Raw genomic sequence first — 25,678 nt, 5'->3', positions numbered from 1 at the left:
GAGATGAGCGGAACTTCTGCGGGACCGCGGCGCGGCCTGGCGTTCGTCGGGGGATTCGCCGGCGCCGTCGTCGTCGGCATCGTGCTGTGGCTGGTGCTGCGCGCGATCGGGGTCGCTCACGCGGGCGCCGTGGCGGGCGTGGTGGTGGTCGTGGCGGCGGTCGCCTTCCTGTTCTGGCTCGGTGCCCGCACGCGCACCTCGTAGGTCAGCCCTGCTCGGCCGGGCACCAGTACGTGGTGCGGCCACCGACCGTGGCGCGCGCCATCTCGGCGCCGCAGCGCGGGCAGTGCTCGCCCCGGCCACGATGGCCGATCACCTCGCCGGTGTGCACGCCGCCGTGGCGGATCGCGTGGCGGATCGCCTGGCGCAGCTGACGTCTGAGCTCGTCGAGCTCCTCGGTCGACAAGGAGCCGGCCGGACGGCGTGGGTCGAGCCTCGCCTGCCACAGCGTCTGGTCGGCCAGCAGGTTGCCGACCCCGGCGAGGGTGGCCTGGTCGAGCAGCCGGGCCTTGAGCGGCGCCGTTCCACGCCCGACGCGCTCGCGGAACTCCTCGCGGCCGATGTCGCCCGCGTCGGGTCCCAGCGCCTCGACGTCCGGGTCGAGCCGCACCCGGCCCAGCCGCCGCTTGTCGAGCAGGCGCAGCCGCCCGCCGTCGTCGAAGGTCAGCGAGAACCGGTACCACCCCTCCTTGCGGGCCGGTCCACGCTGCCGGTCGCCGCCCTCGTGAGCGTCGACGACGATGCGGCCGCTCATGCCGAGGTGGATGCCCAGGTCCGGGCCACCGTCGGAGGTGGGGCACCAGATCGACTTGCCCCGGCGGTGGGCGTCGAGCAGCGTCCGGCCCAGCAGCGCCTCACGGATCTCCCCGGGCTCGTGGGGACGGCACTCGTAGCGGTCGGTGTCGTCGACGTCGGCGATGGTGCGGCCCAGGGCCGCGTCGGCGATCACCTGTCGCGCGGACTCGACCTCGGGCAGCTCCGGCACGCCTCCTACCCTGCCTGCGCCAGCAAGCGGTCCAGCTTCGCCTCCAGCCGCCGGACGTCGGCCACGGTCGCCGAGCAGGCGTCCTCCTTGAGCTCCACCACCAGCGCGCCGCCGGGGTCGAGCGTGAGCTCGCGGACGTCGCCGATGCCGGTGGCGTTCTGGCGGCGCACGGCGGCCGAGACGTCGGCGCGGCGCAGGCCCTCGTGGCGCAGCGCCTTCTCGACGAAGGCGCCGTCGCGGGCCAGGACGGTCGGCGTGCCCTCGAAGAGGGCGTCGAACCTCGACGAGCGGCGCGCCAGCCGGTCGATCCCGGCGTTGACGACGATGAGCACGGCCGCCCCGAGCACCCCGCCGACCAGGGAGTTGTCGGGGCCGATGACGGCGTTCTGCACCACGTTGGAGAGCAGCAGCATCACCACCAGGTCGAAGCTGTTGAGCTGGGCCAGGTCGCGCTTGCCGGCCAGCCGCAGGATGACCGCGAGGGCGACGTAGACGGCGATGGTGCGGACGATCTTGTCCGGCACCGAGACGCCCATGTCGAGGATGTCGTTCCACATGGCTCCATGGTTGCCTGTCACGATGCGCCCGCGGCCGGACATGGGCGTGTCGTGAGGCAGGACGACGAGGCGCGCTTCCGCGAGGTCTACGCCGCCCACGTCGACCGCGTCCTGGCGTACGCGATGCGTCGCGTGCTGCACGCCGAGGACGCCGGCGACATCGTGGCGGAGACGTTCCTCGTCGCGTGGCGACGTCGTCGCGACCTGCCTGACGGGGAAGACGCCGTGCTCTGGCTCTTCGGTGTCGCCCGTCGCGTGCTGGCCAACCACCGCCGCACGCTCATGCGCCGCGAGCGGCTGGCTGCCCGCCTCGGCGGGCAGCTACGGGGGGCGCTCGCGGCGAGGGTCGCACCCGATCCGGCCGACGCGGTCGTGGCCGAGCGCACCGTGCGCGAGGCGATGGACCGGCTCGGCGACCTGGATCGCGAGGTGCTGCGCCTGCACGCGTGGGAGCAGCTGGAGCCGCGCGAGATCGCGGTCGCGCTCGACCTGGCGCCGGCCGCGGTCCGTACCCGGCTCAGCCGCGCGCGGGCCCGGCTGCGCCGCGAGCTCGGTGACGCCGCCGACCCGTCAGGACATGTCTCGGGTGTCACCACCATGTTCGTCCCCGAGGAGAACCGATGAACGACACCGAGCTCGACCGGGCGCTCGCCGCCAGTGACCCGTACCCGGACGGCGTCCCGCTCGACCCGCGGCTCGAGGCCGCCCAGCGACAGCTCCTCGAGGAGATCGTCCACGGCCCGGCCGCGCGCCGGCCGCCCCTCCAGCGGACGGTGGTGCTGCTGGCCGGCGTGGCCGCGGTCGTCGTGCTGCTGGTCGTCGTGTCCACCGTCGTCGGACGGCGGGCGAGCGCCCCCGCCCCGGCACCCGCCGCCTCCACGACCCCCAGCGCGACCACCAGCACGACCACCAGCACGACCAGCAGCACGACCAGCAGCGCAACGCCGAGCGCCAGCTCCACCGCCGTCGCGACGTACAGCGCCGACAACCTCGCGCTGGCTGCCTCCGGCCCGCGGCTGGTGCTCGACGCTCCCGGCTGGAGCGTCACCCACCTGGCCATGGACGACCGCACCGGCGAGATGGGGTTCGGCTCCGGCACGCGCACGCTGGAGGTGGACTGGTACCCGGCCTCCTCCTACGCGGGCTACCGCGACGACCGCGCCCGGGTCAGCGCGGTGCGGCCCCTGCGGATGCTGGGTGTCGAGGGCCGGATGGTCACCTACGAGCGCGGCGACTACGCCGTGATGCTGCCGCCGGCACGGGGCATCTTCGTCGAGATCCGCAGCCAGGGACTGCCCGGCCTGGCCGGCTACCGGGCGCTGGTCGCCCAGCTGCGGCAGGTCGACGCCCGCACCTGGCTGGCCTCCCTGCCCAGCACGGTCGTCGTGCCCGATGCCACCACCACGACCGACCTGCTCGCCGGGATCCCGCTCCCGCCCGGGTTCGACCGCGACGTGCTGAGCGCCACCGGCCCGCAGGACTCCTACCAGTACGGCGTGAAGATCACCGGGGCCGTCGCCTGCGGCTGGCTGCGGAGCTGGACCGACGGCGACGCCGCCGCGCGGCAGCGTGCGGTCCAGGCGCTCTCCACCAGCCACGACTGGGCGATCTTGAAGCAGATGAGCGCCAGCGGCGACTTCCCCGCGGTCGTCTGGCAGTACGCCGACGACCTCGCCGCCGGCCGGGCGCCGACCGGCTTCGAGGGCGCACTGGGCTGCGCGCACTAATGTCGAGTCTCACAGTCGACTAAGATCGGACCATGCCGGTCAGCGCCCTGCCCCTCCCCAGCTACGACGACATGAGCGTCGTCGTGCCCGCGCCGGCGGCGGGACCGGGCAACTGGGCCGGCGCGGCGTCGGCGGTCCTGGTCGACGGCGTGTTCTGGCTGACCTGGCGCGACCGCCGCCCGCTCACCGACGGTCGCGGCGTCACCGTCCGGGTCGCCCGCTCCGAGGACGGCGAGCACTTCGAGACCGTCACCGAGGTGCACCGCCGCGACTTCGCCGCCGAGTCCTTCGAGCGGCCCGTGCTGGTGCCCGTACCCGGCGTCGGCTGGCGGCTCTACCTCTCGTGCGCCACTCCGGCGTCCAAGCACTGGTGGGTCGACACGCTCACCGCTCAGACGCCCGAGCAGCTCGCCTCGGGCGAGCGCTGGATCACCCTGCCCGGCGATGCCGAGACCGCCGTCAAGGATCCGGTGGTGCGGCAGCTGGGCGACGGCACGTGGGAGATGTGGCTGTGCTGCCACCCGCTCGACGTCGCCGGGCACGAGGACCGAATGACCACCCGCCGGCTCACCAGCCCCGACGGCCTGGAGTGGACCGACCGCGGAGAAGTGCTCGCCGGACGCCCGGGGGAGTGGGACGAGCGGGGGGCCCGGGTGACCACGGTGCTGCCCGGGGAGTCGCTCACCGTGCTCTACGACGGCCGCCGCGACGCCGCCTCGAACTGGTACGAGACCACCGGCGTCGCCCGCTGGGACGGCACCCGGCTCGTGCCCGACGACGCCCTGCCGCCGCTGCGCTCGCCGTACTCCGACGGCGCGCTGCGCTACGCCAGCGCCGTCGTGCTGCCCGACGGCCGCACCCGCTTCTACGTCGAGGCCGCCCGCCCCGACGGGGCCCACGACCTGCTGACCTGCGTGCGCTGAGCGCCTACGTGGCGCCGGCGGCCTTGGCGCGCTGTGCGAACGATCCCTTGGCCTCCTCGGAGAGCCAGTCGGAGTAGTCCTCGCCGGTGATCGTCGAGAGCAGCGCGACGTCGTCGGCGAAGCACGGGACCAGCCGAGCGCGCTCACCGGGGGTGAGCATCGGGCGGTGGGCGTCGTCGGAGCTGCGCAGCTGCTGGATCACCGGCACGCTGACCCGGCGCCAGACCTGTGGCGGCACGAACTGGCCCGCCCACGCCCCCGCTCGGACCGCCGGGCCGAACACCCGCGGGCGCCAGCCGGGCTCCACGAACGGCTTGGAGTTGTCGCGCGGCACGGAGCCCACCTGCCCCTCGGCGATGCCGAGGAAGCGCGCCACGCGGTCGAAGGTGGCGGGCGGGTCGTCGACGATGTCGCGGTAGCGCACCACCAGGACCTGCGCGGGGTCGACGTAGCGGTGGAGGTGGGCGAGCTGCTCGCCGTAGAGCCCCAGCTCGCGGTAGCGCCAGAACGGAGCCCACCCGGCGGCCACCCGCTCGTCCTGCAGCGCGAACGCCGTCATGAAGTCGGCCTCGGGCTCCAAGCCGTCGGACCACAGGTGCATCCAGTTGCTGTAGGCCCGGTCGACCGGGTCGCGCACCACCGCGATCACCTTGACGTCGGGCAGCTGCTCGCCGATGCGACGGTGCGCGCCGCGGCTCCACAGGTAGAACGGCGTGCTCTCGCCGCGGACCGCGTCGGCCGGCGCGGGCTCGAAGAGCCGGCTGTACTCCTGGCGGCGCCAGGTCCACTCCTGCTGGGAGTGCGCGTCGCCCGGACCCCGCCAGGCCGGCGGCGGGGCGTCGTCGCAGAGCCAGTACTTCGGCTCCTTCGGGTCGCTGACGAAGACCTGCGGGTGCAGCGCGAGGGCCGCGTGGAGCGCGGTCGTGCCCGCCTTGGGGGCGCCGACGAGGAGGAAGTCGGGCTGCGGGGCGCGCATGCGGGTAAGACTACTGAATCGATCGAGAAACTGCATGGGGGTGCGCCAACCGCACACCTGCGCAGCCGGCGCGTCGATTCCCCGCGCATTCGTGCGCCGTCGTCGCACGTGCGCGGTAGGCGCACCCCGGTGGACGTTCTAGGCTCGTGCCGTGGCCGACCCGAACATCCCGCCGGCACCGAGCATCCCGGGCACCGAGCACGTGCACTCCGGCAAGGTGCGCGACCTCTACCGCTTCACCGACGGCGACTACGCCGGCCGGCTGCTGATGGTGGCCAGCGACCGGATCAGCGCCTTCGACTACGTGCTCGAGACCACGATCCCCGACAAGGGCGCGATCTTGACCCGGATGTCGCTGTGGTGGTTCGAGCGGCTGCGCGACGTCGTGGCCAACCACGTCGTGTCCACCGACGTCCCCGCTGCCGTCGCCGGGCGGGCCGTGGTCTGCGAGCAGCTGGCCATGTACCCGGTGGAGTGCGTCGCGCGCGGCTACCTCAGCGGCTCCGGTCTGCGCGAGTACGAGGTGTCGGGCGAGGTGTGCGGGATCGCGCTGCCCGACGGTCTCAGCGACGGCAGCCGGCTGCCCGAGGCGATCTTCACCCCGACCACCAAGGGCGAGGTGGGCGAGCACGACGAGGCGATGACCTACGACGCGGTCGCGCGCGAGGTCGGGCCGGCCGCGGCCGAGGAGCTGCGCGACCTCACCCTGCGCGTCTACACGACCGCCGCCGACATGGCCCGCGAGCGCGGCATCCTGCTGGCCGACACCAAGTTCGAGTTCGGCCGCCGCGACGACGGCCGCGTGGTGCTGGCCGACGAGGTCCTCACCCCCGACTCCAGCCGCTTCTGGGCGACCTCGGAGTGGGAGCCGGGCCGTCCGCAGCCCTCCTTCGACAAGGACATCGTCCGCGGCTGGCTCATGCGCGAGAGCGGCTGGGACCGCACCTCCGGCGACCGTCCGCCGGCGCTTCCCGACGAGGTCGTCGAGCGCACCCGGGCGCGCTACGTCGAGGCGTTCGAGCTGCTGACCGGCGAGTCCTGGTGAGGGTGGGGCCGTGAAGGGCGCCGCCGGCGGGACCGTCCGCTTCGCGGTACCGCGCGAGACGGCCTTCGACTACCTGGCCGACCCCGCCAACCGGGCGCAGTGGCAGGCCAGCCTGCGCCGGGTCGAGGACGTGGTGGGCGAGGTCGGCAACGGCCAGACCTGGACCGACGTCACCAAGCCGGGCCTGCGGCCACGGATGCGCACCAAGGCCTACGAGCCCTACGACTTCTGGGCCGAGCACGGCGAGTGGCGTGGGGTGCGTGCCTACCTGTCGCTCGAGCTGCTCGAGCACGACGGCGGCTGCGAGGTCGGCTTCCGCTTCGCGATCCACCTGCCGTACGTGCCCGCGGCGCTCAGCGTGGCGCTGACCAGGGCTTCCGTGCCCGCGGTCCGGGCCGACCTGCGGCGGGCCGCACAGATTCTCGCCGAGCGCTCGGGCCGCTGAGGAAACCGGTCTAGGATTCCGGCCCGTGGGCGGACGACCGGAGGCGACGCATCGCGCAGGCGCGCGGCGGCTGCTCGCCCCGCGCAGCTTCGGGCGCAGCGTGCGCTGGACCATCGGCGTCGTCGTCGTCCCCATGGTCGTGCTCGGGATCGTGGCCGCGCTCTACGTGCGGTCCCAGGGGCTCTCGCTGGCCCGGTTCGCGGTCGTGCCGAGCACGCTGATGGTGATCGCGGTGGCCTCCGGGCTGCTGCTGGTCGCCTGGCTGACGGTGCTGCTGGCCACGTACATGCGCACCCGGCCGCTGCGGCCCACCCGCCCGCAGCGCTTCATCGGCGCCGCGATGACGATGGTGCTCGGCGTGCTGGTCACCGCCCCCCTGGCCACCACCTCCTACTACTCGATGGTGCAGCGCCAGACCATCAACGCCGTCGTCACCAACGAGCACACCGCCACCACCCCGACGATCCGCGCCACCAAGAAGAGCCGCTGGGGCAACAAGAAGCGGGTCAACGTGCTGCTCCTCGGCGGTGACGGCGGGGTGGGGCGCACCGGCATCCGCACCGACTCCGTCGAGCTGGTCAGCATCGACACCCGCACCGGGCGGACGGTGATGTTCGGGCTGCCGCGCAACCTGCGCAACGTCCCGTTCCCGAAGGACAGCCCGCTCCACGCGAAGTACCCCGACGGGTTCATCGAGGGCTCCTCGCCGGGGGAGTCGATGCTCAACGCCATCTACCGCAACGTGCCGGCGTACAACCCCGGCATCCTCGGCAAGAGCGACAACGAGGGCGCCGACGCGGTCAAGGAGGCGGTGGAGGGCGCCCTGGGCATCCCGGTCGACTACTACGTGCTGGTCAACCTGCACGGCTTCCAGCAGATCGTCGACGCCATCGGCGGCATCACCGTCAACGTCAACTACCCGGTGCCGATCAACGGCAACGACGACAAGAACATCCCGCCGACCGGCTACATCGAGCCCGGCGCCAACCAGCACCTCGACGGTTTCCACGCGCTGTGGTTCACCCGCGGGCGCTACGGGCTGAGCGACTACCTGCGCATGGACCGGCAGCGATGCGCCATCCAGGCCATCGTCGACGAGGCGTCACCGGCCCGGTTGCTCGAGCGCTACACCCGGCTGGCGCACGCCGCGCAGAAGATCATGCGGACCGACATCCCGCAGCGGCTGCTGCCGGCGTTCGTCGAGCTCGCGTTGAAGATGAAGCAGCAGCCGCTGCGCTCGGTGGTGTTCAGCCGCTCGGCGCAGTTCGACCCCAACGACCCCGACTTCAGCGTCGTGCACCAGGCGGTCTACAAGGCGCTCTACCCGCGGCTGTGGGCCAAGCACCACCCGCAGGTCGCGGCCAGCTCGACGCCGAGCTCGACGCCGTCCGCCTCGCCGTCGGCCGGTGCCACGTCGACTCCCACCGACTCCACCGCCGCCACGAGCACCACCGACGACTGCGGCTACCACCCCGAGACCGACGCCCAGGCCGACAGCAGCATCGAATGAGCTCCCTCTAGGATCGGCGTCATGGTGCGAGTGGTCGTCGACGTGATGCCCAAGCCGGAGATCCTCGACCCCCAGGGCAAGGCCGTCCACGGTGCGCTCCCGCGGCTCGGCTTCAGCGGTGTCGTCGACGTCCGCCAGGGCAAGCGGTTCGAGCTCGAGCTGGAGGGCGAGGCCACCGAGGACCGGCTGGCCGAGGTCCACCAGATGGCCGAGACGCTGCTGTCGAACCCGGTCATCGAGAACTACGCCGTGACGGTCGTCGAGTGAGGATCGGCGTCGTCACCTTCCCGGGCTCGCTCGACGACGTCGACGCCGCCCGGGCCGTGCGGCTGGCCGGCGGCGAGGCGGTGGCGCTGTGGCACGGCGAGGCCGACCTGCACGGCGTCGACGCCGTGGTGCTGCCCGGCGGCTTCTCCTACGGCGACTACCTGCGCTGCGGTGCGATCAGCCGGTTCTCGCCGGTGATGGAGCAGGTCGTCGAGCAGGCGGCCGGCGGTATGCCGGTGCTCGGCATCTGCAACGGCTTCCAGATCCTGTGCGAGTCGCACCTGCTCCCGGGTGCGCTGATCCGCAACGAGCGGCGCCGCTTCGGCTGCCTGGACCAGCGGGTGCGCATCGAGAGCACGCGGACCGCCTGGACCTCTCGTTACGTCGCCGGCGAGGAGGTCACGATCGTGCTCAAGAACGGTGAGGGCTGCTACGTCGCCGACGCCGAGACCCTCGACCGCCTCGAAGGAGAGGGCCGGGTCGTGGCCCGCTACGTGGCCGGCAACCCGAACGGCTCGCTGCGCGACATCGCCGGCGTCAGCAACGAGCGCGGCAACGTCGTCGGCCTCATGCCCCACCCCGAGCACGCCGTGGACGACCTCTGCGGCCCGGGCACCGACGGCCTCGGGTTCTTCACCTCGGTGCTGCGCTCGCTGGTGTCCTGAGTCTTCATCGAACCGGCTTATCGGGCGCGCGGGAGCAAACCGCCCCGTGCTGCCCGGTTCGCCCAGGTGTGGTGGACGGTTTCCCCGCCCAGGCGGGGAAACCGTCCACCGGCTCAGTACTTCCCGGCGTTGAGCTTGCGCCACAGCTTCTTGTTCACGATCCCGGTGGCCTTGAGCCCCACCGCGCGCTGGTAGGACCGGATCGCGCTCTGGGTCGACTTGCCGTTGCGGCCGGTGATGAGCGGCTTGGCCGCCTTGCTGGCGACGATGGCGCGCTGGACCTGCTTGAGCGCGTCGCTGTGCCAGCGCTTGCCGATGTAGGGCTGCGACTGGCCCTTGGCCAGCAGCGAGATCCACTGGGCGCGGCCCCAGGTCGTCCCGGCGGGGAACCGGTAGCGCGCCCGGTAGGCCTTGACGGCGGCGATGGTGGTGGCGTCGTAGCTGCCGGTGACCGGCGCGGAGTAGAGGCCCTGCTGGGTCAGCAGGCACTGCAGCACGCGGGTCGAGATCGGCTTGGAGTGCGAGGGGGTCAGCGTCTGGTAGTTCTTCAGCGTCGGGTTGACGCCGGCGCACACCTGCGCGGAGTTCAGCACCGTCGTGACGGGGCCGAGGTCCATCCAGTTGCTGTCGATGTTGATGGTGACTCCGCCGTAGGTGGCGTTGTGACCGCCCTTGTACTGGTGGATCCGCTGCCGGTTGCCCCACACCGTGTCGGGGATGTAGTCGCTGTGCGTGTTCGCGGCGTTGTTCCAGTCCGCGACCCAGATCTGGTCGGGGAAGGTGAAGGCGGTCGGGCGGGTCTGCAGGGCGTCGGAGAGCGCCTTGATGCCCGAGGCCGCGCTGGAGTAGACGCCCGAGGCGAACCCCTTGGCGTGCAGCTCCTGGGTCCAGCCCGAGAGGAACTGCAGGGCGGACTCGCGGCAGGCGACGTCCTTGATGTTGTAGGCCTCGAGGTCGTACCACATGGTGCTAGCCGCCGAGATGCCCAGCGCGGTCGCCGCGGCCACGGTCTTGTCGGCCTCGGCCTTGCCTTGGGCCAGGGCGGCGGCGTAGTTGCTGGCGGTCGCCTCGTTGATGCGGACCTGGTTGGAGTAGCGGGTGGCGCACCCGGCCTGCGGGCCGACCGTCAGCGGCAGCAGCCGCCAGCCGGTGGCCTGGGTGTGGGCGACCCAGTCGGGGGTCAGGTTGGCCTGCGTCTTGCACGCACGGGAGTCGCCGGAGATGTAGATGCCGGCGCCGCGGTAGGGCGACTTCGCCATCCAGGTGTCCATCGCTGCGGCCGACGGCGCGTTGCACTGGTCGAAGGCGTAGCCGGTGATGTCGCCGGGCGTCACCGGGTTCGCGGCCTGGGCGGGTACGGCCGCGACCAGCGACGTCGAGGTGGCGACGAGCACGGCGAGGCCGGCGAGGACGCGAGCGGGCAAGCGGGGGCTCATGGGGAAGAGGTCTCCGGGTGCAAAATCGGGCGAAAGGTTCGTCTGGCCCCACGAGGAAACCACACCAGTCACACGAGTAACAGACGAGTGGTCTAACTACATTCTTGTAATTCACCGCCGCCCGCCGGACGGCGAGATCGGGGACCGGGTTCGGATGCTCGTTCCCGGTCCCATGCACCGCCGCCCGCGCGGTCGGCTCGGTCGACCGGATAGCGTTCCCCGCGTGACCTCCGGCCTGGACACCGTCGCCGTCGCCACGCAGGACCCCGAGCGCGAGCAGCCCTGGGCCGAGCTCGGGCTCAAGGCCGAGGAGTACCAGCGGATCCGCGAGATCCTCGGGCGCCGCCCGACCTCGGCCGAGCTGGCCATGTACTCGGTCATGTGGAGCGAGCACTGCTCCTACAAGTCCTCCAAGGTGCACCTCAAGCAGTTCGGCGAGCTGCCGCAGGAGACGCCGGTGGGCAAGATGCTGGCCGGGATCGGCGAGAACGCCGGCGTCATCGACATCGGCCAGGGCTATGCGGTCACCTTCAAGGTCGAGTCGCACAACCACCCCAGCTACGTCGAGCCCTACCAGGGGGCGGCCACCGGCGTCGGCGGCATCGTCCGCGACATCCTCGCCATGGGCGCTCGCCCGGTGGCGGTGATGGACCCGCTCCGGTTCGGCCCGCTCGACGCGCCCGACACCCACCGCGTGCTGCCCGGGATCGTCGCCGGCGTCGGCGGCTACGGCAACTGCCTGGGCCTGCCCAACATCGGCGGCGAGGCGGTCTTCGACCCCACCTACCTGGGCAACCCGCTGGTCAACGCGCTGTGCGTCGGCGTGCTGCGCCACGAGGACCTGCACCTGGCCAAGGCCTCCGGCGTCGGCAACCAGGTGATCCTCTACGGCGCCCGCACCGGTGGCGACGGCATCGGCGGCGTCAGCGTGCTGGCCAGCGAGACCTTCACGGAGTCGGCGGGCGGGGGGACGGGTCCGGCGAAGCGGCCCAGCGTGCAGGTGGGCGACCCCTTCATGGAGAAGCTGCTCATCGAGTGCACGCTCGAGCTGTTCGCCGCCGGCCTGGTCGCCGGCATCCAGGACCTCGGCGGCGCCGGGCTCTCCTGCGCGACCTCGGAGCTGGCCAGCGCCGGCGACGGCGGCATGCACGTCGACCTGGACCTCGTGCCGCTGCGCGACTCCAGTCTCTCGCCCGAGGAGATCCTCATGAGCGAGAGCCAGGAGCGGATGATGGCGGTCGTCGAGCCCGGCGACGTCGAGGCGTTCTTGGCCATCTGCGCCAAGTGGGAGGTCGACGCCACCGTCGTCGGCGAGGTCACCGACGGCGACCACCTCCAGGTCGACTGGCACGGCGAGCGGGTGGTCGACGTGCCGCCGCGCTCGGTGGCCCACGACGGCCCGACCTACGAGCGACCGTTCGCCCGGCCCCAGAGCCAGGACACGCTGCAGGCCGACGCCGCCGAGGCGCTGCCGAGGCCCGACACCGGCGAGGAGCTGCGCGCGACCCTGCTGCAGCTGCTGGGCAGCCCCAACCTGTGCGACAAGTCCTGGATCACCGACCAGTACGACCGCTACGTGCAGGGCAACACGGTGCTGGCCCAGCCGCACGACTCCGGCCTGGTGCGCGTCGACGAGCACACCGGCCTCGGCGTCGCCGTCAGCACCGACTGCAACGGCCGCTACGCCCGCCTCGACCCGTACGCCGGCGCCCAGCTCGCGCTCGCCGAGTCCTACCGCAACGTCGCCACCAGCGGTGCGCGTCCGCTCGCCGTGAGCGACTGCCTCAACTTCGGCTCGCCCGAGGACCCTGCCGTGATGTGGCAGTTCGCCGAGGCCTGCCGCGGCCTCAAGGACGCGTGCCTCGAGCTCGGCGTGCCCGTCACCGGCGGCAACGTCAGCCTCTACAACCAGACCGGCGAGACCGCGATCCTCCCCACCCCGGTGGTCGCGGTGCTCGGCGTGATCGACGACGTCACCTGGCGCGTGCGCTCGGGGTTCGTCGAGCCCGGCGAGACCGTCGTGCTGCTCGGCGAGACCCGCGAGGAGCTCTCCGGCAGCGAGTGGGCCCACGTCGTCCACGACCACCTCGGCGGCCGCCCGCCCGTCGTCGACCTGCCCGCCGAGCAGGCGCTGGCCGGTCTCCTGGCCGACGCCGTCCGCGACGGCCTGCTCACCTCGGCGCACGACCTCTCCGAGGGTGGCCTGGCGCAGGCGCTGGCCGAGTCGGTCATCCGCCACGGCGTCGGCGCCGCGGTCACCCTGACCGACGACGACCCCTTCGTCAGCCTGTTCTCCGAGTCCTCCGCCCGAGCCCTGGTGACCCTTGCGCCGCAGCAGCTGCCGGCCTTCCTCGAGGCCGCCCGCACCGCCGGCGTCCCGGCCACCGAGCTGGGCACCACCATCGGCGACACCCTCGAGGTCAGCGGCTGGTTCTCCATCGGCGTCGAGGAGCTGCAGGCGACCTGGAGCGCGACGTTGCCGGCCGCGCTGGGCTGAGCGGGTTCCCCACGACTCCCCGCTCGTGCGGGGAACTCCCAGATCCCTTACCCAAGATCCGTTACCCAGACCCGCGGCCCGGCCCCGGCTGGCACGCCGGGCACCACCACGTCCGCCGGTTGTCGGGGTCGTTGGCGATCTCGGGCACCATCTGCACCGGGGTGCCGCAGCGCCGGCACGGACGCCGGTAGCGCCCGGCGACCCAGTGGTCCTCGCCGCGGCGACCGCGGCCGGTGGTGACCTGGTAGGCGCCCGGCACCCGCGCCGAGTGCCGCAGTGCCCGGGCAGCGGTGCGCACCACACCGGCGAGGTCCACCTCGGCCACCGGCGTCCACGGGCTGCGGCCGGCGATGAAGCACAGCTCGTTGGCCCATAGGTTCCCGAGCCCCGCCATGAGTCGCTGGTCGAGCAGCGCCGAGACCAGCGGGCGGGCCGGGTCGGCGCCGAGGCGGCGCACCGCCTCCTCGGGGTCCCAGTCCTCGCGCAGCGGGTCGGGGCCGAGGTGGCCCACCACCGACGCCTCCTGCGAGGTCGCCACCAGCTCCACCACCGGCAGCAGGATCCCGTACGCCGTCGGGCCGCCGGCGGTGGCGAGCACGACCCGGACGTCGCCCATCAGCCGCGCCGGCAGCCGGCGCCCGGGGCGCGTCACCGTCCACGAGCCGTCCATGCGCAGGTGGGTGTGCAGGGTGAGGTCGCCGCTGAGCCGGGTCAGCAGGTGCTTGCCGTGGGTGGCGTTTGCCTCCACCGTGCGGCCGGTCAGGTCGCTGGTGGCCAGCCGCGGCACCCGCAGGTCGGCCCGCTCCAGGCGTCGGCCGAGCAGCGCGTCGTCGAGACGACGCGCGACCTTCCAGACGCTGTCTCCCTCCGGCACGGGTCCAGCCTGCCTGTCGGCTGGGGGCAGTCCGGCCGGTGGTCCAATAGCGACGTGCCCCGCCAGCTCACCCCCGCACCCGAGGACCAGGTCCAGGAGGCGCTGAACCGGTTCGACGCCGGGGGTCGCGAGCGCGAGGACCTGCGGCTGCTGGTCAAGCACCTCCTCGCGCTGCTGCAGCGTCGCGCCCCCGGGGCCTCGGTGGAGGTACGGGTGCCGCCCTACGCCGCGGTGCAGGTGGTGCCCGGCGTCCGCCACACCCGCGGCACCCCGCCGGCGGTGGTCGAGACCGACGCCGAGACCTGGGTCGCGGTGGCCACCGGTCGGCTCAGCTGGTCCGAGGTCGTCGCCGCCGGGCGGGTGCGCGCGTCGGGCGAGCGCACCGACCTGAGCCCCTACCTGCCGCTGCCGACCGGTCCGTAGACCGCAGCCGGCCGGCCGGTGCTCAGCGCCCAGTAGCGGTCGCCGTAGGACCAGTGCCACCACTCGGTCGGGTAGTTGACCAGCCCGGCCGACTGCAGCGCGAGCGCCAGCGTCTCCCGGTTCTGGCGCGCCGTGCCGCCGACGTTCTCGGCGGCGAAGTAGCAGGCGCCCTCGCTCTCCTCGGGCGTGGCGTCGATGGGCGTGCCCAGGTCGAGCGGCTGGCCGAGGTGGTCGGCCAGCGTCAGGTCCACGGCCGCACCGCTGACGTGGGGCGCCACCGCCGGCGGGGAGATGAACCGGCTGGCCAGCATCACGCTCGACTCCTGCGAGAGCGACGGGTCGGCCGCCAGCAGGCCACGGCGGTACCGCTCGAAGTACTGCTCCTGCAGGGCCGCCGGCCGGAACCCCTCCCGCACCAGCAGCCGCAGGTCCTCGCCGAGCGCGAGGTCGGCCACGCGCAGCCGACGGGCCAGACCGACCCGCAGCCACGCCCCTGCCTCGTCGGCGCCGTCGTAGGCGATGCCGCCCAGGCGCACGTCCACCATCTTGTCGCCGTTGTCGACCACGGGGATCGCGCTCACGCGCTCGTCGGCCATCAGCACGACCGGGTCGGCCACGCCGCTCACGCTACCCAGCGTCGACGCGATGGCGGTGCTGCACCACCAGCGCGGCGGCCACGACCACGATCGCCGACACCACCGACAGCCCGATCGCCTGCTGCTGGTCGTGGTCGAAGGCCATGAGCACCAGCACGACGACGATGAACGCGATGACGACGCCGGTGAGGTAGGGGAACGCCCACATGCGTACGGCGACCTCCTCGCCCTCGGCGCGCATCCGACGGCCCAGCACCAGCTGGCTGACGGCGATGGTGAGGTAGACGAACAGCGCGACGGCACCGCTGGTGGCCAGCAGGTAGGTGAAGATCTTGTCCGGCAGCACGTAGTTGCCGAGCACGGCCAGGAAGCCGACCACCATCGAGGCGAGCACCGCCACCCACGGCACGCCGTTGCCGGTCAGCCGCCGGACGGCCTGCGGCGCGTCGTGGCGCTTGCCCAGCGAGAACAGCATCCGCGAGGCGGTGTAGAGCGCGGAGTTCAGGCAGGAGGCCACGGCGGTGAGGATGACGACGTCCATCAACGGTCCCGAGCCCGGGATGCCGATGGCCTGCAGCACCGTCTGGTAGCTGCCGTCGGGCAGCCGGTCGTAGGGCACGAGAGCGACCACGACCAGGATCGAACCGAGGTAGAAGATCGAGATCCGCCAGATGATGGAGTTGACCGCCTTGCGGATGCCCTTCTCCGGGTCGGGGGACTCCGCCGCGGCGATGGTGACGATCTCGGTGCCCATGAAGGAGAACATCGTCACCAGCATCCCGGCGATCACCGCCCCGAACCCGTGGGGCATGAAGCCGTCGGGCTGCCACAGGTGCCGCACGCCGCTGACGTCGGAGCCTGGGAAGACGCCGAGGATGGCGGCGACGCCGATGAGGATGAAGGCGACGATCGCCACGACCTTGATGAGGGCGAACCAGAACTCGAACTCGCCGTAGTTGCCCACGCTGACCAGGTTGGTGACGGTCAGCAGCACCGTCACCGCGAGCGCCCAGGTCCACTGCGGCGCCCCGATCCAGTCGTGCAGGATCGTGGCCGCGGCCGTCGCCTCCACCGGGATGACCAGCACCCAGAACCACCAGTACAGCCAGCCGACGGTGAAGCCGGCCCAGCGCCCCAGCGCCCGCTCGGCGTAGACGGAGAACGAGCCGGTGTCGGGGTTCGCGGTGGCCATCTCGCCGAGCATCCGCATCACCATCACCACCAGCGTCCCGGCCAGGAGGTAGGAGATCAGCACCGCCGGACCGGCCTTCTCGATCGCGGTGGCCGAGCCGACGAACAACCCGGCGCCGATCACCCCGGCGATCGAGATCATCGTGATGTGACGCGGCTTGAGCGAGTCGCCGAGCGCGGGCGCCGCTGCTTCGGCCTCGCTGTCGGTCGGGGTGTCGGTAGCCATCGCGCGACCGTACTCCGCCCGGTCCTAGGGTGGACATCATGGACACCGAGGTTCAGATCCGCGACCGCGTACGCGAGCTGCTGCCCGCCCTCCGCTCCGACCTGGAGGACCTGGTGCGGATCGAGTCCGTCAGCGCCGACCCGGCGCGCGCCGGGGAGGTCGAGCGCAGCGCCGAGGCGGTCCGCGACCTGTTCGCGGCCGAGGGGTTCGACGCCACCATCGCCCGCATCGGCGAGTCCGGGCCGCCGGCGGTCATCGCCCGCAAGGCCGGCCCCGAGGGGGCCCCGACGGTGCTGCTCTACGCCCACCACGACGTCCAGCCCGAGAACGACCACGCCGACTGGGACTCCCCGCCCTTCGAGCCCACCGAGCGGGGCGATCGTCTCTACGGCCGCGGCGCCGCCGACGACAAGGCCGGCGTCATCACGCACCTGGCGGCCGCGCGCGTCCTCGGCGACGACCTGCCGGTCAACCTGGTCGTCTTCATCGAGGGCGAGGAGGAGGTGGGCTCCGAGACCCTGGTCGAGCTGCTGCGCGAGCACCGCGACGAGCTGGCCGCGGACGTCATCGTCATCGCCGACTCCGGCAACTGGGACATCGGCGTCCCGGCGCTCACCACCAGCCTGCGCGGGCTGGTCCGCGTCGACGTCGAGGTGCGCACCCTCGACCACGCCGTGCACTCGGGGATGTGGGGCGGCCTCGCGCCCGATGCGCTCATGGCCCTGGTGCGGTTGCTCGACTCGCTCTACGACGAGGCCGGCGGGCTGGCCGTCGAGGGCCTGGTCGCCGGACCGGCGGCCGACGTCGACTACCCCGAGGAGCGGCTGCGCGCCGAGTCCGGGGCCCTGGAGGGGCTGCAGTGGGTCGGCCACGGCTCCGCGGTCGAGCGGCTGTGGACCCAGCCCGCGCTCACCATCACCGGCCTGGACGCGCCGAAGGTCGCCGGAGCCAGCAACACGCTCGTGCCGGCCGCCCGCGCACGGCTCTCGCTGCGCGTGGCACCCGGCGACACGACCGACAACGCGCTGGCCTGCCTGCGTCGCCACCTCGAGACCCATGTGCCGTGGGGCGCGCACCTCGACGTCACCGTCGTCGACACCGGCGAGGCCACCCGGATCGAGGCCACCGGCCCCGCCTACGACGTCGCCCGCGGCGCCTTCCGCGACGCCTGGGACGGCACCGACCCGGTCGACATGGGCGTGGGCGGTTCCATCCCGTTCATCGCCGAGTTCTTGGAGACCTTCCCCCAAGCCAGCGTGCTGGTGACCGGCGTCGAGGACCCCGACACCCGTGCCCACGGCGCCAACGAGGGCCTCCACCTACCCGAGTTCGAGAAGGTCCTGGTCGCCGAGGCCCTACTGCTCCAACGCCTCGGCGACGCGTAGTCCAGAACGTTCCTCGTGGTCCGAGGCGCTCTGGGCCATGAAGAACGTGCTGCACCACCCCACCGCGGGGGCGTCCAGCCCACGAACGCACCCCGTCGGGTCGCGCCCGGGCCGGGGCCCCGTGCGAACGGACCGTCGGGCGGCGAGGTCAGGGAAGCGGCATCTGGCCGATCCGGATCGCGTTGCCGAACGGGTCGCGGATGCCGAAGTCGCGTCCGTAGTCGCGCGTCTGCGGGGGGTCGGTGACCTCGACCCCCTGCGCGACGAGCTCCTGGTGCAGGCCGTCCACGTCGTCGGAGGTGAAGGCCAGCCAGCCACCACCGGCGCCTTTGCTGACCAGGCTGCGGACCTCCTCGGCGGTGCCGGGGTCGTGGGCGGGTGGGCCGGGCAGCTCGAGCAGGATCTCCTTGGTGTCCCCGGGAGCCATCACGGTCAGCCAGCGCATGAACCCGAGGTCGGCGTCGGTGCCGACCTCCAGGCCGAGGACGCCGCAGTAGAAGTCGAGTGCCTGAGGGTGGTCGAGGACGAAGATGGACGAGAGTCGGTTCGATGTGATCGGCATGGCCGTGACGCTAGGAGACGCGGGCCCCCTCCGGCTTCTCCGAAACTGACGCGTACGACGCCGGCCGCGTCCACGCCCGCGTCACGCAGCCGGGCGCCGGCGGCAGCGGCCCGCGGCGGCGGTAGGCGGTCGGGGTCTCACCGACCACCGCCCGGAACGTACGGGTGAACGTGCCCAGGCTCTCGAACCCGACGTCGAGGCAGACCTGTGTCACCGGCCGGTCGGTGGTGCGCAGCCAGAACATCGCCCGCTCCACGCGGCGCCGCTGGAGGTAGCGGTGCGGCGTCTCGGCGAACACGGACTTGAAGCTGCGGATGAGGTGCTCGGGCGACACGTGGACCAGACGGGCCAGCGTCGCGATGTCGAGCGGTTCGGCGTACCGCGTGTCGAGGGCGTCCCGCACCGTGAGCATCGCGCGGTTCAGTTGGGCCGATGGCACTCCCGGACCGTACGATGAATACGTGCCGGACAGCCATCGCCGTCGCGGAGACGGCCGCCTGACCCACGAGATCGACCCCCACGACCGCGGACCCCAGGACGCGTGCGGCGTCTTCGGCGTCTGGGCCCCCGGCGAGGACGTCGCCAAGCTGACCTACTACGGCATCTACGCGCTGCAGCACCGCGGCCAGGAGTCGGCCGGGATCGCGGTGAGCAACGGCCGCCAGATCCTGGTCTACAAGGACATGGGCCTGGTCTCCCAGGTCTTCGACGAGTCGACGCTGGAGGCGCTGAAGGGACACGTGGCCGTCGGCCACGCGCGCTACTCCACCACCGGCGCCAGCACCTGGCAGAACGCCCAGCCGACCTTCCGGCCCACCGCCGAGGGCTCCATCGCGCTGGGCCACAACGGCAACCTGACCAACACCTCCGACCTGCTGCGCATGGTCAAGCGGCTACCCAGCGGCACCGGGGAGCTCGACATCCACGCCCGCAAGCTCGAGCACTCCACCAACGACACCAGTCTGGTCACCGCGCTCCTGGCCCACCACCCCGACACCTCGCTGGAGGAGCGCGCCATCGAGGTGCTGCCGCAGCTGCGCGGCGCGTTCTCCTTCGTGTGGATGGACGAGACCACGCTCTACGCCGCCCGCGACCCCCAGGGCATCCGGCCGCTCGTGCTCGGCCGGCTCGAGCGCGGCTGGGTGGTCGCCTCGGAGACCGCGGCGCTGGACATCGTCGGCGCCTCCTACGTCCGCGAGGTGGAGCCCGGCGAGCTGGTCGCGGTCGACGAGGACGGGCTGCGCACCCGGCGCTTCGCGGAGGCCGCACCCAAGGGCTGCCTGTTCGAGTTCGTCTACCTCGCGCGGCCCGACACCCGCATCTCCAACCAGCGGGTGCACAGCGTCCGGGTGGAGATCGGCCGCAAGCTGGCCAGGGCCTTCCCGGCCGAGGCCGACCTGGTGATCCCGGTGCCGGAGTCGGGCACCCCGTCGGCCATCGGCTACGCCGAGGCCTCCGGCATCCCCTACGGCACCGGCCTGGTCAAGAACTCCTACGTCGGGCGCACCTTCATCCAGCCCAGCCAGACCATCCGCCAGCTCGGCATCCGGCTGAAGCTCAACCCGCTGCGCGACGTCATCGAGGGCAAGCGGCTGGTCGTCGTGGACGACTCCATCGTGCGCGGCAACACCCAGCGCGCGCTGATCCGGATGCTGCGTGAGGCGGGCGCCCGCGAGGTGCACGTGCGCATCTCCTCGCCGCCGGTGAAGTGGCCCTGCTTCTACGGCATCGACTTCGCCACCCGCGCCGAGCTGATCGCCAACGGCCTGTCCAACGACGAGATCTGCTCCTCGATAGGCGCCGACAGCCTGGGCTACATCGGCCTCGACGACCTGGTCGAGGCCACCACGGTGCCCGCCGACGACCTGTGCCGGGCCTGCTTCGACGGCGTCTACCCCGTCGCGCTGCCCGAGCCTGAACACCTGGGCAAGCACCTGCTGGAGAGCTTCCCCGAGCAGATGCCGGCGACCCTCGACGTCGACGGCCTCTCGGCCTCGCTGGCCGGTGCGGGCGCCGCGGACGCCCTCGAGCGACCGTGAGCACCACTGCGGCCGGCGGCGCCAGCTACGAGTCCGCCGGCGTCTCCATCGCCGCCGGCGACGCCGCCGTCGACCTGATGAAGGTTTGGGTCGAGAAGACCCGCCGCCCCGAGGTGCTCGGCGGCATCGGCGGCTTCGCCGGGCTCTTCGACGCCTCGGCGCTCAAGGCCTACGACCAGCCGGTGCTGGCCACCTCGGCCGACGGGGTCGGCACCAAGGTCGCGATCGCGCAGGCGCTGGACAAGCACGACACCATCGGCTTCGACCTGGTCGGCATGCTGGTCGACGACCTGGTCGTCTGCGGCGCCGAGCCGCTCTTCCTCACCGACTACATCGCCACCGGCCGGGTCGTCCCCGAGCGCATCGCGGCCATCGTCAAGGGCATCGCCGAGGCGTGCCTGGAGGCGGGGTGCGCGCTCATCGGCGGCGAGACCGCCGAGCACCCCGGGCTGCTGGGGGTCGACGAGTACGACGTGGCCGGCTCCACCACCGGCGTCGTCGAGGCGGGCTCGCTCCTGGGCCCCGGGCTGGTACGTCCCGGCGACGTCGTCGTGGCCATGGCCTCCTCGGGCCTGCACTCCAACGGCTACTCGCTGGTGCGCCACGTGCTGCTGGACCGGGGCGGCTTCGAGCTCGAGCAGCACGTCGAGGAGCTCGGTCGCAGTCTCGGCGAGGAGCTGCTCGAACCCACCCGGATCTACGCCAAGGCCTGCCTGGACCTGGCCCGCAACACCCGCACCCACGCCATGTCGCACATCACCGGTGGTGGTCTCGCCGCCAACCTCGAGCGGGTGCTGCCCGAGGCGGTGCGTGTCGTGCTCGACCGGTCCACCTGGGAGCTGCCGGCGGTCTTCGACCTGGTCCGCCGGGCCGGCGACGTCGCCGTCGACGACCTCGAGCGCACCTTGAACTGCGGCGTCGGCATGGTCGCGATCTGCCCCGACGCCGACTCCGAGGCCGTGCTCGCCACCCTGGCCGCCCACGGTGTCGACGCGTGGGTGGCCGGCGAGGTGCTGCCCGCCACCGCCGAGGAGGCCGGCACCGTCCGGCTCGTCGGCGAGCACCGCTGAGGCCCGGCCAACCGGCCGTCGGCCACCTCTGAGATCGCCGCGGGTGACGGGCCGAGCGCCCGAGTCCGTCGTTTCCGTCGAAGATCACGGGTGTCCACGCCGGGACCAGACGTGCAGAACCTGGGCCCGGGCAGGTATCTTTGGGGGCACGAAGAGACTGGACACCTGACCGGCGGGTTTCGGTTGTACAACCGGGGCGACGCCGGCCGATTCTGCGAGGGGGTCGGACCCTATGGGGCGCGGCCGTGCAAAGGCGAAGCAGACCAAGGTCGCCAGGGATCTGAAGTACCGCACTCACGAGACGGACTTCGGCGCCCTGGCTCGTGAGCTTCACGGGGGTGAGGATCATGCCGCCGACGTCGACTCCGAGGAGGAGCTCGACGGTCACGACGAGTGGTCCGACTATTCCCGTCGTTCCGACTGACCCCTCCACGGCGGGGACGGGGTGGCGCTAGCCGCCTCCTCGGCGGCTCAGCCCTGCCCCGGTCCAGATGCCGGTGCGGAGGCGGGTAGACCCGGTCCGTGCGCGATGCGCTGCTCGGCCAGTCGGTCGGCGGCGAGCGCGGGCGGGATCGACTCCTGCTCGGCGATGCGCAGCACCTCGCGGGTGGTGTCGTAGATCAGGGCGGCCCGCGAGCGAGCGCGGTCGAGGTCGAGGCCGTCGAGCTCGTCGGCGACCTGGATCAGTCCGCCGGCGTTGACGCAGTAGTCCGGGGCGTAGAGGATCCCGCGCTCGGCGAGCCGCTGCGCCACGCCGGCGTGGGCCAGCTGGTTGTTGGCGGCCCCGCACACCACCCGCGCCCGCAGCGCCGCCACGACGTCGTCGCTCAGAGCGCCCCCCATCGCGCACGGGGCGTAGACGTCGAGCTCGGCGGCCACCAGGGCCCGCTCGGAGTCGACCACCCCGACCTCGGGGTGCGCGGTGAGCAGGGCCTCGACGGCGGGCCGGTGGACGTCGGTGACGACCACCCGCGCGCCGTCCTCGATCAGCAGGTCGACCAGATGGCCGCCCACCTTGCCGACGCCGGCCACCCCGACGGTGCGCCCGGCCAGCGACGGCTCGCCCCACGCCGCCTCGGCCGCGGCCCGCATGCCGCAGTGGACCCCGTAGGCCGTGAGCACCGAGCTGTCGCCCGCCCGTCCGGTGACGAACCTGGTCTCACCGGCGATGACGTCCATGTCGGGCGAGGACGTCCCGACGTCGCAGGCGGTGATGTAGCGCCCGCCCAGCGACTCCACGAAGGCGCCGTAGTCGCGCAGCAGCGGCGCGGTCTTCGCCACCGGTGGATCGCCGAGGATCACCGCTTTGCCGCCCCCAAGGTCTAGACCGGCAAGCGCGGCCTTGTAGGTCATCCCGCGCGAGAGCGCGAGGGCGTCGCGGACCGCCTCGGCCTCGCCGCCGGGGTAGTCGAAGAAGCGGGTGCCACCCAGGGCCGGCCCGCGCGCGGTGGAGTGGATCGCGACGATCACCTGCAGCCCCGAGCGCCTCGATTGGGAGAACACGACCTGCTCGTGGTCCTCGAAAAGACCGAACAGGGTGGCATCGGTGTGATCGATGTGACGAATGGGGCGATTCGACTGCTCGTCGTGGCCGGACATGGTGGCGCCTCGATCCAGGTCGTCGTCGGGGGCCGGGTCGCGCGAGAGCGGACGCACGGCGCAGTGGTGACGATTCCCGGCGTGTACGCCTTCATCGCCCAGGTCTGGACAGTCTAGGAGCAGTCCGGACGGACTGCCCTGAGCGTTTGTCCGCAAATATCGTGAAGTTAGGGGTTTCCATCTCCGCCAGGGAGTGGCACACTCTAGGCAAGCCGAAGCGGTTGGGGAGCCGCCGAAGCCCGTTAACCGAAGCAACCACACCAAAGGGGGGCCGCATCATGGTTGTGCGTCCTGATGATTCAGAAACTCTGCTCACTCCGGCCGAGGTGGCCGCGCTCTTCCGGGTCGACCCGAAGACCGTGACCCGCTGGGCCAAGGCCGGCAAGCTGACGTCGATCCGCACGCTGGGTGGACACCGGCGCTACCTGGAGTCCGAGGTCAAGCAGCTGCTGGGTGGCGTCATCCCGCAGCAGCGCGACCGCCGTCAGGCCTGAAGGCCGACCACGGCTCAACGCCTCAGGGGCTCGGCACCGACGATGGTGCCGGGTCCCTGAGACGTTTCGGTCCGCGTGTCCAGCCCCGGGTGGGCCGGCCGCCGGCCATCAGCCGGCGCGCTCGCCGTCGAGGCGGACCGTGTCGGTGGCCAGCGGCACCACGACGTGCACCGCGTTGCGCTCGACGGCGAACTCGGCCGGCGTGAGCGCGGCGACCTCACCGTCGAGGTTGACCGGCAGCGGCGGGTCGGTGACGACCCGCACGCGGCGGGTGGTCACGTGCGCGACCTGCTCGTGCTCGACCAGCCGGCCGTCCTTGAGGCCACCCACGATCCGCAGGTGGTCGCGCAACCGGCCGCGCACGACCGCGTAGACGTCGAGCAGGTGGTCGTCGAGCGAGGCGGTCGGCGAGACCGCGTTGCCGCCGCCGTAGTGGCGGCCGTTGCCGACGGCCACCTGGAGCAGATCGGTGAGCTCGCGGGGCTCATGGTCGCCGTCGGGGAACTCCAGGCGTGCGGTGAACGGCTCGTGGTGGCGGTAGGCCGCCAGCGTGGCCACGGGGTAGGCCAGCGGCCCGAGCCGCTTCTTCAGCCCCGGGGTCAGCCGCTCGGTGACGCCCACCGACAGCCCGACCGAGGCCACGTTGAGGAAGGCCCGTCCGTCGACGCGCCCGAGGTCGACGTCGACCACCTTGCCCGCCACCAGCGTGTGGACCGCCGAGCCCAGGTCCGTAGGCAGCTGCAGCGTGCGGGCGAAGTCGTTGGCGGTGCCCAGCGGCAGGACGCCCAAGGTGACCGCGGTGCCGGCCACGTGGTCGGCGGCGCAGCTGATGGTGCCGTCGCCGCCGCCCACCACCAGCAGGTCGACCTGCTGGCCCACCCGCTCGGCGATGACGTCGGGCAGCCGGCGGGGGTCGCTCACCTCGTCGACGCTGAGGTCGGCGAAGGGGCTGTCGGCCAGCAGCCGGCGCACCTGCGCGGTGCTGGCGGCACCGCGGCGCGATCCGGCGTTGAGGACGACGGCGACCCGGCGGGCGTCGGAGGCGTGCAGCATGTCGCTCGACAGTAGCCAGTGGCACTGAGAGGCCGCTGAGCGAGCGCTGGTGCGCGACGGTGGGATCGCGTCCTCGCGGTCACCGCCGAGCAGGTGTCGTGGGCGTGTCAGGGTGCCACGTCGATGAGGACCTTGCCGACCGCGCCGTCCTCGACCGCCCGGTGCGCCTCGGCGGTCTGCTCCAAGGAGAAGTGAAGCAGCGGCAGCCCGTGCTCCTCGCCGACGCCGAAGCCGCCGTCGGCGATCGCGGCCACGACGTCGTCCATCCCGGCGCGCAGCGCGGCCGGCGGCACGGTGTAGAGGAAGACGAACTGGAACCGGGCGTTGGTCGCGAACGTCTCGCGGATCTTCAGCGGCACCTCGTCGCCGCCGTTGTTGGCGTAGATCGCGATGGTGCCGGCGGTGCGCAGCAGCTGCAGGTCCAGCGCGAGGTTCTGCGCCGGCGAGACCTCCACGACGACGTCGGCGCCGTCGGGCGCGACGCGACGGACCTCGGCGACGACGTCCTCGGTGCGGTAGTTCAGCACGTGGTGCGCGCCCGCGGCGGTGGCCAGCTCCGCCTTCTCGGGCCCGCTGACGGTGGTGATCACCGTGGCGCCGGCCCAGCGGGCGAGCTGGATGGCGGCGTTGCCCACGGCCCCCGCACCGCCGGCGACCAGCACGGTGCGGCCCGCCAGCGCGCCGGGGGAGAGCCGCTCGGGCCCACCCTCGGACGTCGTCAGCGCGCGATGGGCGGTCAGTGCGGGCACGCCGACGTCGGCGCCGACGTCGAAGCTCGCGCCCTCGGGCAGCACGAACACCCGCTCGGCGGGGACCACGGTCTGCTCCTGGGCGGTGCCGGTGGGCCGCTGGTAGGCGGCGAGGATGATGCCGACGCGGTCGCCGACGGTGAGGTCGACGCCCTCACCGACGGCGTCGACGACGCCGGCGCCGTCCTGGTTGGGCACGACCTCCTCGGCCGCCATCGAGCCGCTCAGCCCGGCCCGGATCTTCCAGTCGGTGGGGTTGACGCCGGAGCGGACCACCCGCACCCGGACCTCACCGGGCCCGGGCTCGCCCGGCTCGCGCTCGACCAGCTCCACGACGTCGGCGTCCCCGGTCTCTCGGTACACGGCTGCTCGCATGAGCCCCAC

Annotated in this window: 29 protein-coding genes; 17 read left to right on the top strand and 12 right to left on the bottom strand. The window is 72.6% G+C overall.

The window, feature by feature from the left end; all coding sequences use genetic code 11:
* Window positions 1-3 precede the first annotated feature (3 nt).
* Complete coding sequence (locus D9V37_RS20105) at window positions 4-204, top strand: hypothetical protein (RefSeq protein ID WP_147455990.1); 201 nt, start codon at window positions 4-6, stop codon at window positions 202-204.
* Between the two features lies 1 nt (window position 205).
* On the opposite strand, the gene D9V37_RS16850 is transcribed toward D9V37_RS20105, so the two are convergent.
* Together D9V37_RS16850 and D9V37_RS16845 are read right to left on the bottom strand one after the other, a co-directional pair.
* Window positions 206-985 (bottom strand): DNA-formamidopyrimidine glycosylase family protein, encoded by a 780-nt coding sequence (locus D9V37_RS16850; protein WP_121807301.1) that lies wholly within the window; start codon window positions 983-985, stop codon window positions 206-208.
* A gap of 5 nt (window positions 986-990) precedes the next feature.
* Window positions 991-1,542: a DUF421 domain-containing protein gene (locus D9V37_RS16845; RefSeq protein WP_121807300.1), complete on the bottom strand. Its 552-nt coding sequence runs from the start codon at window positions 1,540-1,542 to the stop codon at window positions 991-993.
* A 51-nt stretch (window positions 1,543-1,593) separates the two neighbouring features.
* Between D9V37_RS16845 and D9V37_RS16840 the strand changes: the two genes are divergently transcribed.
* The 3 genes from D9V37_RS16840 to D9V37_RS16830 are packed head-to-tail and all read left to right on the top strand — an operon-like array spanning window position 1,594 to window position 4,192.
* Window positions 1,594-2,166: an RNA polymerase sigma factor gene (locus D9V37_RS16840; protein ID WP_232524971.1), complete on the top strand. Its 573-nt coding sequence runs from the start codon at window positions 1,594-1,596 to the stop codon at window positions 2,164-2,166.
* Window positions 2,163-3,269: a hypothetical protein gene (locus D9V37_RS16835; protein WP_121807298.1), complete on the top strand. Its 1,107-nt coding sequence runs from the start codon at window positions 2,163-2,165 to the stop codon at window positions 3,267-3,269. Before D9V37_RS16840 ends, D9V37_RS16835 begins: the two co-directional genes overlap by 4 nt.
* Window positions 3,270-3,301: 32 nt before the next feature.
* Window positions 3,302-4,192 carry a glycoside hydrolase family protein gene (locus tag D9V37_RS16830; protein WP_121807297.1) on the top strand — a complete coding sequence of 297 codons (891 nt, stop codon included), beginning with the start codon at window positions 3,302-3,304 and terminating at the stop codon, window positions 4,190-4,192.
* A gap of 4 nt (window positions 4,193-4,196) precedes the next feature.
* Here the strand turns inward: D9V37_RS16830 and D9V37_RS16825 are convergent, their stop codons facing one another.
* Complete coding sequence (locus D9V37_RS16825; RefSeq protein ID WP_121807296.1) at window positions 4,197-5,168, bottom strand: sulfotransferase family protein; 972 nt, start codon at window positions 5,166-5,168, stop codon at window positions 4,197-4,199.
* 151 nt (window positions 5,169-5,319) lie between these two features.
* Here D9V37_RS16825 and D9V37_RS16820 point away from each other — a divergent pair, with 151 nt between their 5' ends.
* Genes D9V37_RS16820 through purQ form a run of 5 tightly spaced genes read left to right on the top strand, consistent with a single transcriptional unit; the run spans window position 5,320 to window position 9,100 of the window.
* Window positions 5,320-6,213 carry a phosphoribosylaminoimidazolesuccinocarboxamide synthase gene (locus D9V37_RS16820; protein ID WP_121807295.1) on the top strand — a complete coding sequence of 298 codons (894 nt, stop codon included), beginning with the start codon at window positions 5,320-5,322 and terminating at the stop codon, window positions 6,211-6,213.
* Between the two features lie 10 nt (window positions 6,214-6,223).
* Complete coding sequence (locus D9V37_RS16815) at window positions 6,224-6,658, top strand: SRPBCC family protein (protein ID WP_121807294.1); 435 nt, start codon at window positions 6,224-6,226, stop codon at window positions 6,656-6,658.
* A 25-nt stretch (window positions 6,659-6,683) separates the two neighbouring features.
* On the top strand, window positions 6,684-8,168 hold the full coding sequence (locus D9V37_RS16810; protein ID WP_121807293.1) for an LCP family protein: 1,485 nt from the start codon (window positions 6,684-6,686) through the stop codon (window positions 8,166-8,168).
* Window positions 8,169-8,189: 21 nt separating this feature from the next.
* Complete coding sequence (gene purS / locus D9V37_RS16805) at window positions 8,190-8,435, top strand: phosphoribosylformylglycinamidine synthase subunit PurS (protein WP_121807292.1); 246 nt, start codon at window positions 8,190-8,192, stop codon at window positions 8,433-8,435.
* Window positions 8,432-9,100 carry a phosphoribosylformylglycinamidine synthase subunit PurQ gene (gene purQ / locus D9V37_RS16800; protein ID WP_121807291.1) on the top strand — a complete coding sequence of 223 codons (669 nt, stop codon included), beginning with the start codon at window positions 8,432-8,434 and terminating at the stop codon, window positions 9,098-9,100. The genes purS and purQ overlap by 4 nt, the downstream gene beginning before the upstream one ends.
* Before the next feature lie 113 nt (window positions 9,101-9,213).
* Here purQ and D9V37_RS16795 read toward each other — a convergent pair whose 3' ends face one another.
* Window positions 9,214-10,536, bottom strand: a complete 1,323-nt coding sequence (locus tag D9V37_RS16795) for a glycoside hydrolase domain-containing protein (protein ID WP_121807290.1) — start codon at window positions 10,534-10,536, stop codon at window positions 9,214-9,216.
* Window positions 10,537-10,708: 172 nt separating this feature from the next.
* On the opposite strand from D9V37_RS16795, the gene purL reads away from it, so the two are divergent.
* Window positions 10,709-13,033, top strand: coding sequence for a phosphoribosylformylglycinamidine synthase subunit PurL (gene purL / locus D9V37_RS16790; RefSeq protein ID WP_121807289.1), 2,325 nt, complete (start codon window positions 10,709-10,711; stop codon window positions 13,031-13,033).
* Window positions 13,034-13,094: 61 nt separating this feature from the next.
* Here the strand turns inward: purL and D9V37_RS16785 are convergent, their stop codons facing one another.
* Window positions 13,095-13,907: an Fpg/Nei family DNA glycosylase gene (locus D9V37_RS16785; RefSeq protein ID WP_121807288.1), complete on the bottom strand. Its 813-nt coding sequence runs from the start codon at window positions 13,905-13,907 to the stop codon at window positions 13,095-13,097.
* A gap of 54 nt (window positions 13,908-13,961) precedes the next feature.
* Between D9V37_RS16785 and D9V37_RS16780 the strand changes: the two genes are divergently transcribed.
* Window positions 13,962-14,330 (top strand): sterol carrier family protein, encoded by a 369-nt coding sequence (locus D9V37_RS16780; RefSeq protein ID WP_158604505.1) that lies wholly within the window; start codon window positions 13,962-13,964, stop codon window positions 14,328-14,330.
* On the opposite strand, the gene D9V37_RS16775 is transcribed toward D9V37_RS16780, so the two are convergent.
* Window positions 14,303-14,947 (bottom strand): M15 family metallopeptidase, encoded by a 645-nt coding sequence (locus D9V37_RS16775; protein ID WP_232524969.1) that lies wholly within the window; start codon window positions 14,945-14,947, stop codon window positions 14,303-14,305. The genes D9V37_RS16780 and D9V37_RS16775 overlap by 28 nt on opposite strands.
* Window positions 14,948-14,957: 10 nt before the next feature.
* Window positions 14,958-16,343 carry an amino acid permease gene (locus D9V37_RS16770; RefSeq protein ID WP_121807287.1) on the bottom strand — a complete coding sequence of 462 codons (1,386 nt, stop codon included), beginning with the start codon at window positions 16,341-16,343 and terminating at the stop codon, window positions 14,958-14,960.
* A gap of 38 nt (window positions 16,344-16,381) precedes the next feature.
* Between D9V37_RS16770 and D9V37_RS16765 the strand changes: the two genes are divergently transcribed.
* Window positions 16,382-17,728 carry a dipeptidase gene (locus tag D9V37_RS16765; protein ID WP_121807884.1) on the top strand — a complete coding sequence of 449 codons (1,347 nt, stop codon included), beginning with the start codon at window positions 16,382-16,384 and terminating at the stop codon, window positions 17,726-17,728.
* 148 nt (window positions 17,729-17,876) lie between these two features.
* Here the strand turns inward: D9V37_RS16765 and D9V37_RS16760 are convergent, their stop codons facing one another.
* Window positions 17,877-18,290, bottom strand: coding sequence for a VOC family protein (locus D9V37_RS16760; protein ID WP_121807286.1), 414 nt, complete (start codon window positions 18,288-18,290; stop codon window positions 17,877-17,879).
* A gap of 10 nt (window positions 18,291-18,300) precedes the next feature.
* Window positions 18,301-18,729 (bottom strand): helix-turn-helix domain-containing protein, encoded by a 429-nt coding sequence (locus tag D9V37_RS16755; RefSeq protein ID WP_232524968.1) that lies wholly within the window; start codon window positions 18,727-18,729, stop codon window positions 18,301-18,303.
* A 22-nt stretch (window positions 18,730-18,751) separates the two neighbouring features.
* On the opposite strand from D9V37_RS16755, the gene purF reads away from it, so the two are divergent.
* From purF to D9V37_RS16740, 3 genes are all read left to right on the top strand, one after another.
* Window positions 18,752-20,329 carry an amidophosphoribosyltransferase gene (purF, locus tag D9V37_RS16750; RefSeq protein WP_232524967.1) on the top strand — a complete coding sequence of 526 codons (1,578 nt, stop codon included), beginning with the start codon at window positions 18,752-18,754 and terminating at the stop codon, window positions 20,327-20,329.
* On the top strand, window positions 20,326-21,399 hold the full coding sequence (purM, locus tag D9V37_RS16745; protein WP_121807284.1) for a phosphoribosylformylglycinamidine cyclo-ligase: 1,074 nt from the start codon (window positions 20,326-20,328) through the stop codon (window positions 21,397-21,399). The genes purF and purM overlap by 4 nt, the downstream gene beginning before the upstream one ends.
* Window positions 21,400-21,631: 232 nt before the next feature.
* Window positions 21,632-21,823, top strand: coding sequence for a DUF3073 domain-containing protein (locus tag D9V37_RS16740; RefSeq protein ID WP_121807283.1), 192 nt, complete (start codon window positions 21,632-21,634; stop codon window positions 21,821-21,823).
* A gap of 47 nt (window positions 21,824-21,870) precedes the next feature.
* On the opposite strand, the gene D9V37_RS16735 is transcribed toward D9V37_RS16740, so the two are convergent.
* A complete protein-coding gene (locus tag D9V37_RS16735) occupies window positions 21,871-22,902 on the bottom strand; it encodes a Leu/Phe/Val dehydrogenase (protein ID WP_232524966.1) in 1,032 nt (343 codons plus the stop codon).
* A gap of 9 nt (window positions 22,903-22,911) precedes the next feature.
* On the opposite strand from D9V37_RS16735, the gene D9V37_RS20545 reads away from it, so the two are divergent.
* Together D9V37_RS20545 and D9V37_RS16730 are read left to right on the top strand one after the other, a co-directional pair.
* Complete coding sequence (locus tag D9V37_RS20545) at window positions 22,912-23,115, top strand: hypothetical protein (protein WP_198412691.1); 204 nt, start codon at window positions 22,912-22,914, stop codon at window positions 23,113-23,115.
* Window positions 23,116-23,276: 161 nt separating this feature from the next.
* Complete coding sequence (locus tag D9V37_RS16730; protein WP_121807282.1) at window positions 23,277-23,492, top strand: BldC family transcriptional regulator; 216 nt, start codon at window positions 23,277-23,279, stop codon at window positions 23,490-23,492.
* 108 nt (window positions 23,493-23,600) lie between these two features.
* On the opposite strand, the gene D9V37_RS16725 is transcribed toward D9V37_RS16730, so the two are convergent.
* Window positions 23,601-24,545, bottom strand: a complete 945-nt coding sequence (locus D9V37_RS16725; RefSeq protein WP_121807281.1) for a lipid kinase — start codon at window positions 24,543-24,545, stop codon at window positions 23,601-23,603.
* A 107-nt stretch (window positions 24,546-24,652) separates the two neighbouring features.
* The gene (locus D9V37_RS16720) at window positions 24,653-25,669 is read right to left on the bottom strand and encodes an NADPH:quinone reductase (protein ID WP_121807881.1); all 1,017 of its coding nucleotides are present in this window, start codon (window positions 25,667-25,669) and stop codon (window positions 24,653-24,655) included.
* Window positions 25,670-25,678: the final 9 nt, after the last annotated feature.

It is taken from the genome of Nocardioides mangrovicus (genome assembly GCF_003674065.1).
GTDB lineage: Bacteria > Actinomycetota > Actinomycetes > Propionibacteriales > Nocardioidaceae > Marmoricola > Marmoricola mangrovicus.
The sequence above is the reverse complement of the archived record's forward strand: the minus strand, read 5'-3'. Positions and strand labels throughout refer to the sequence as shown.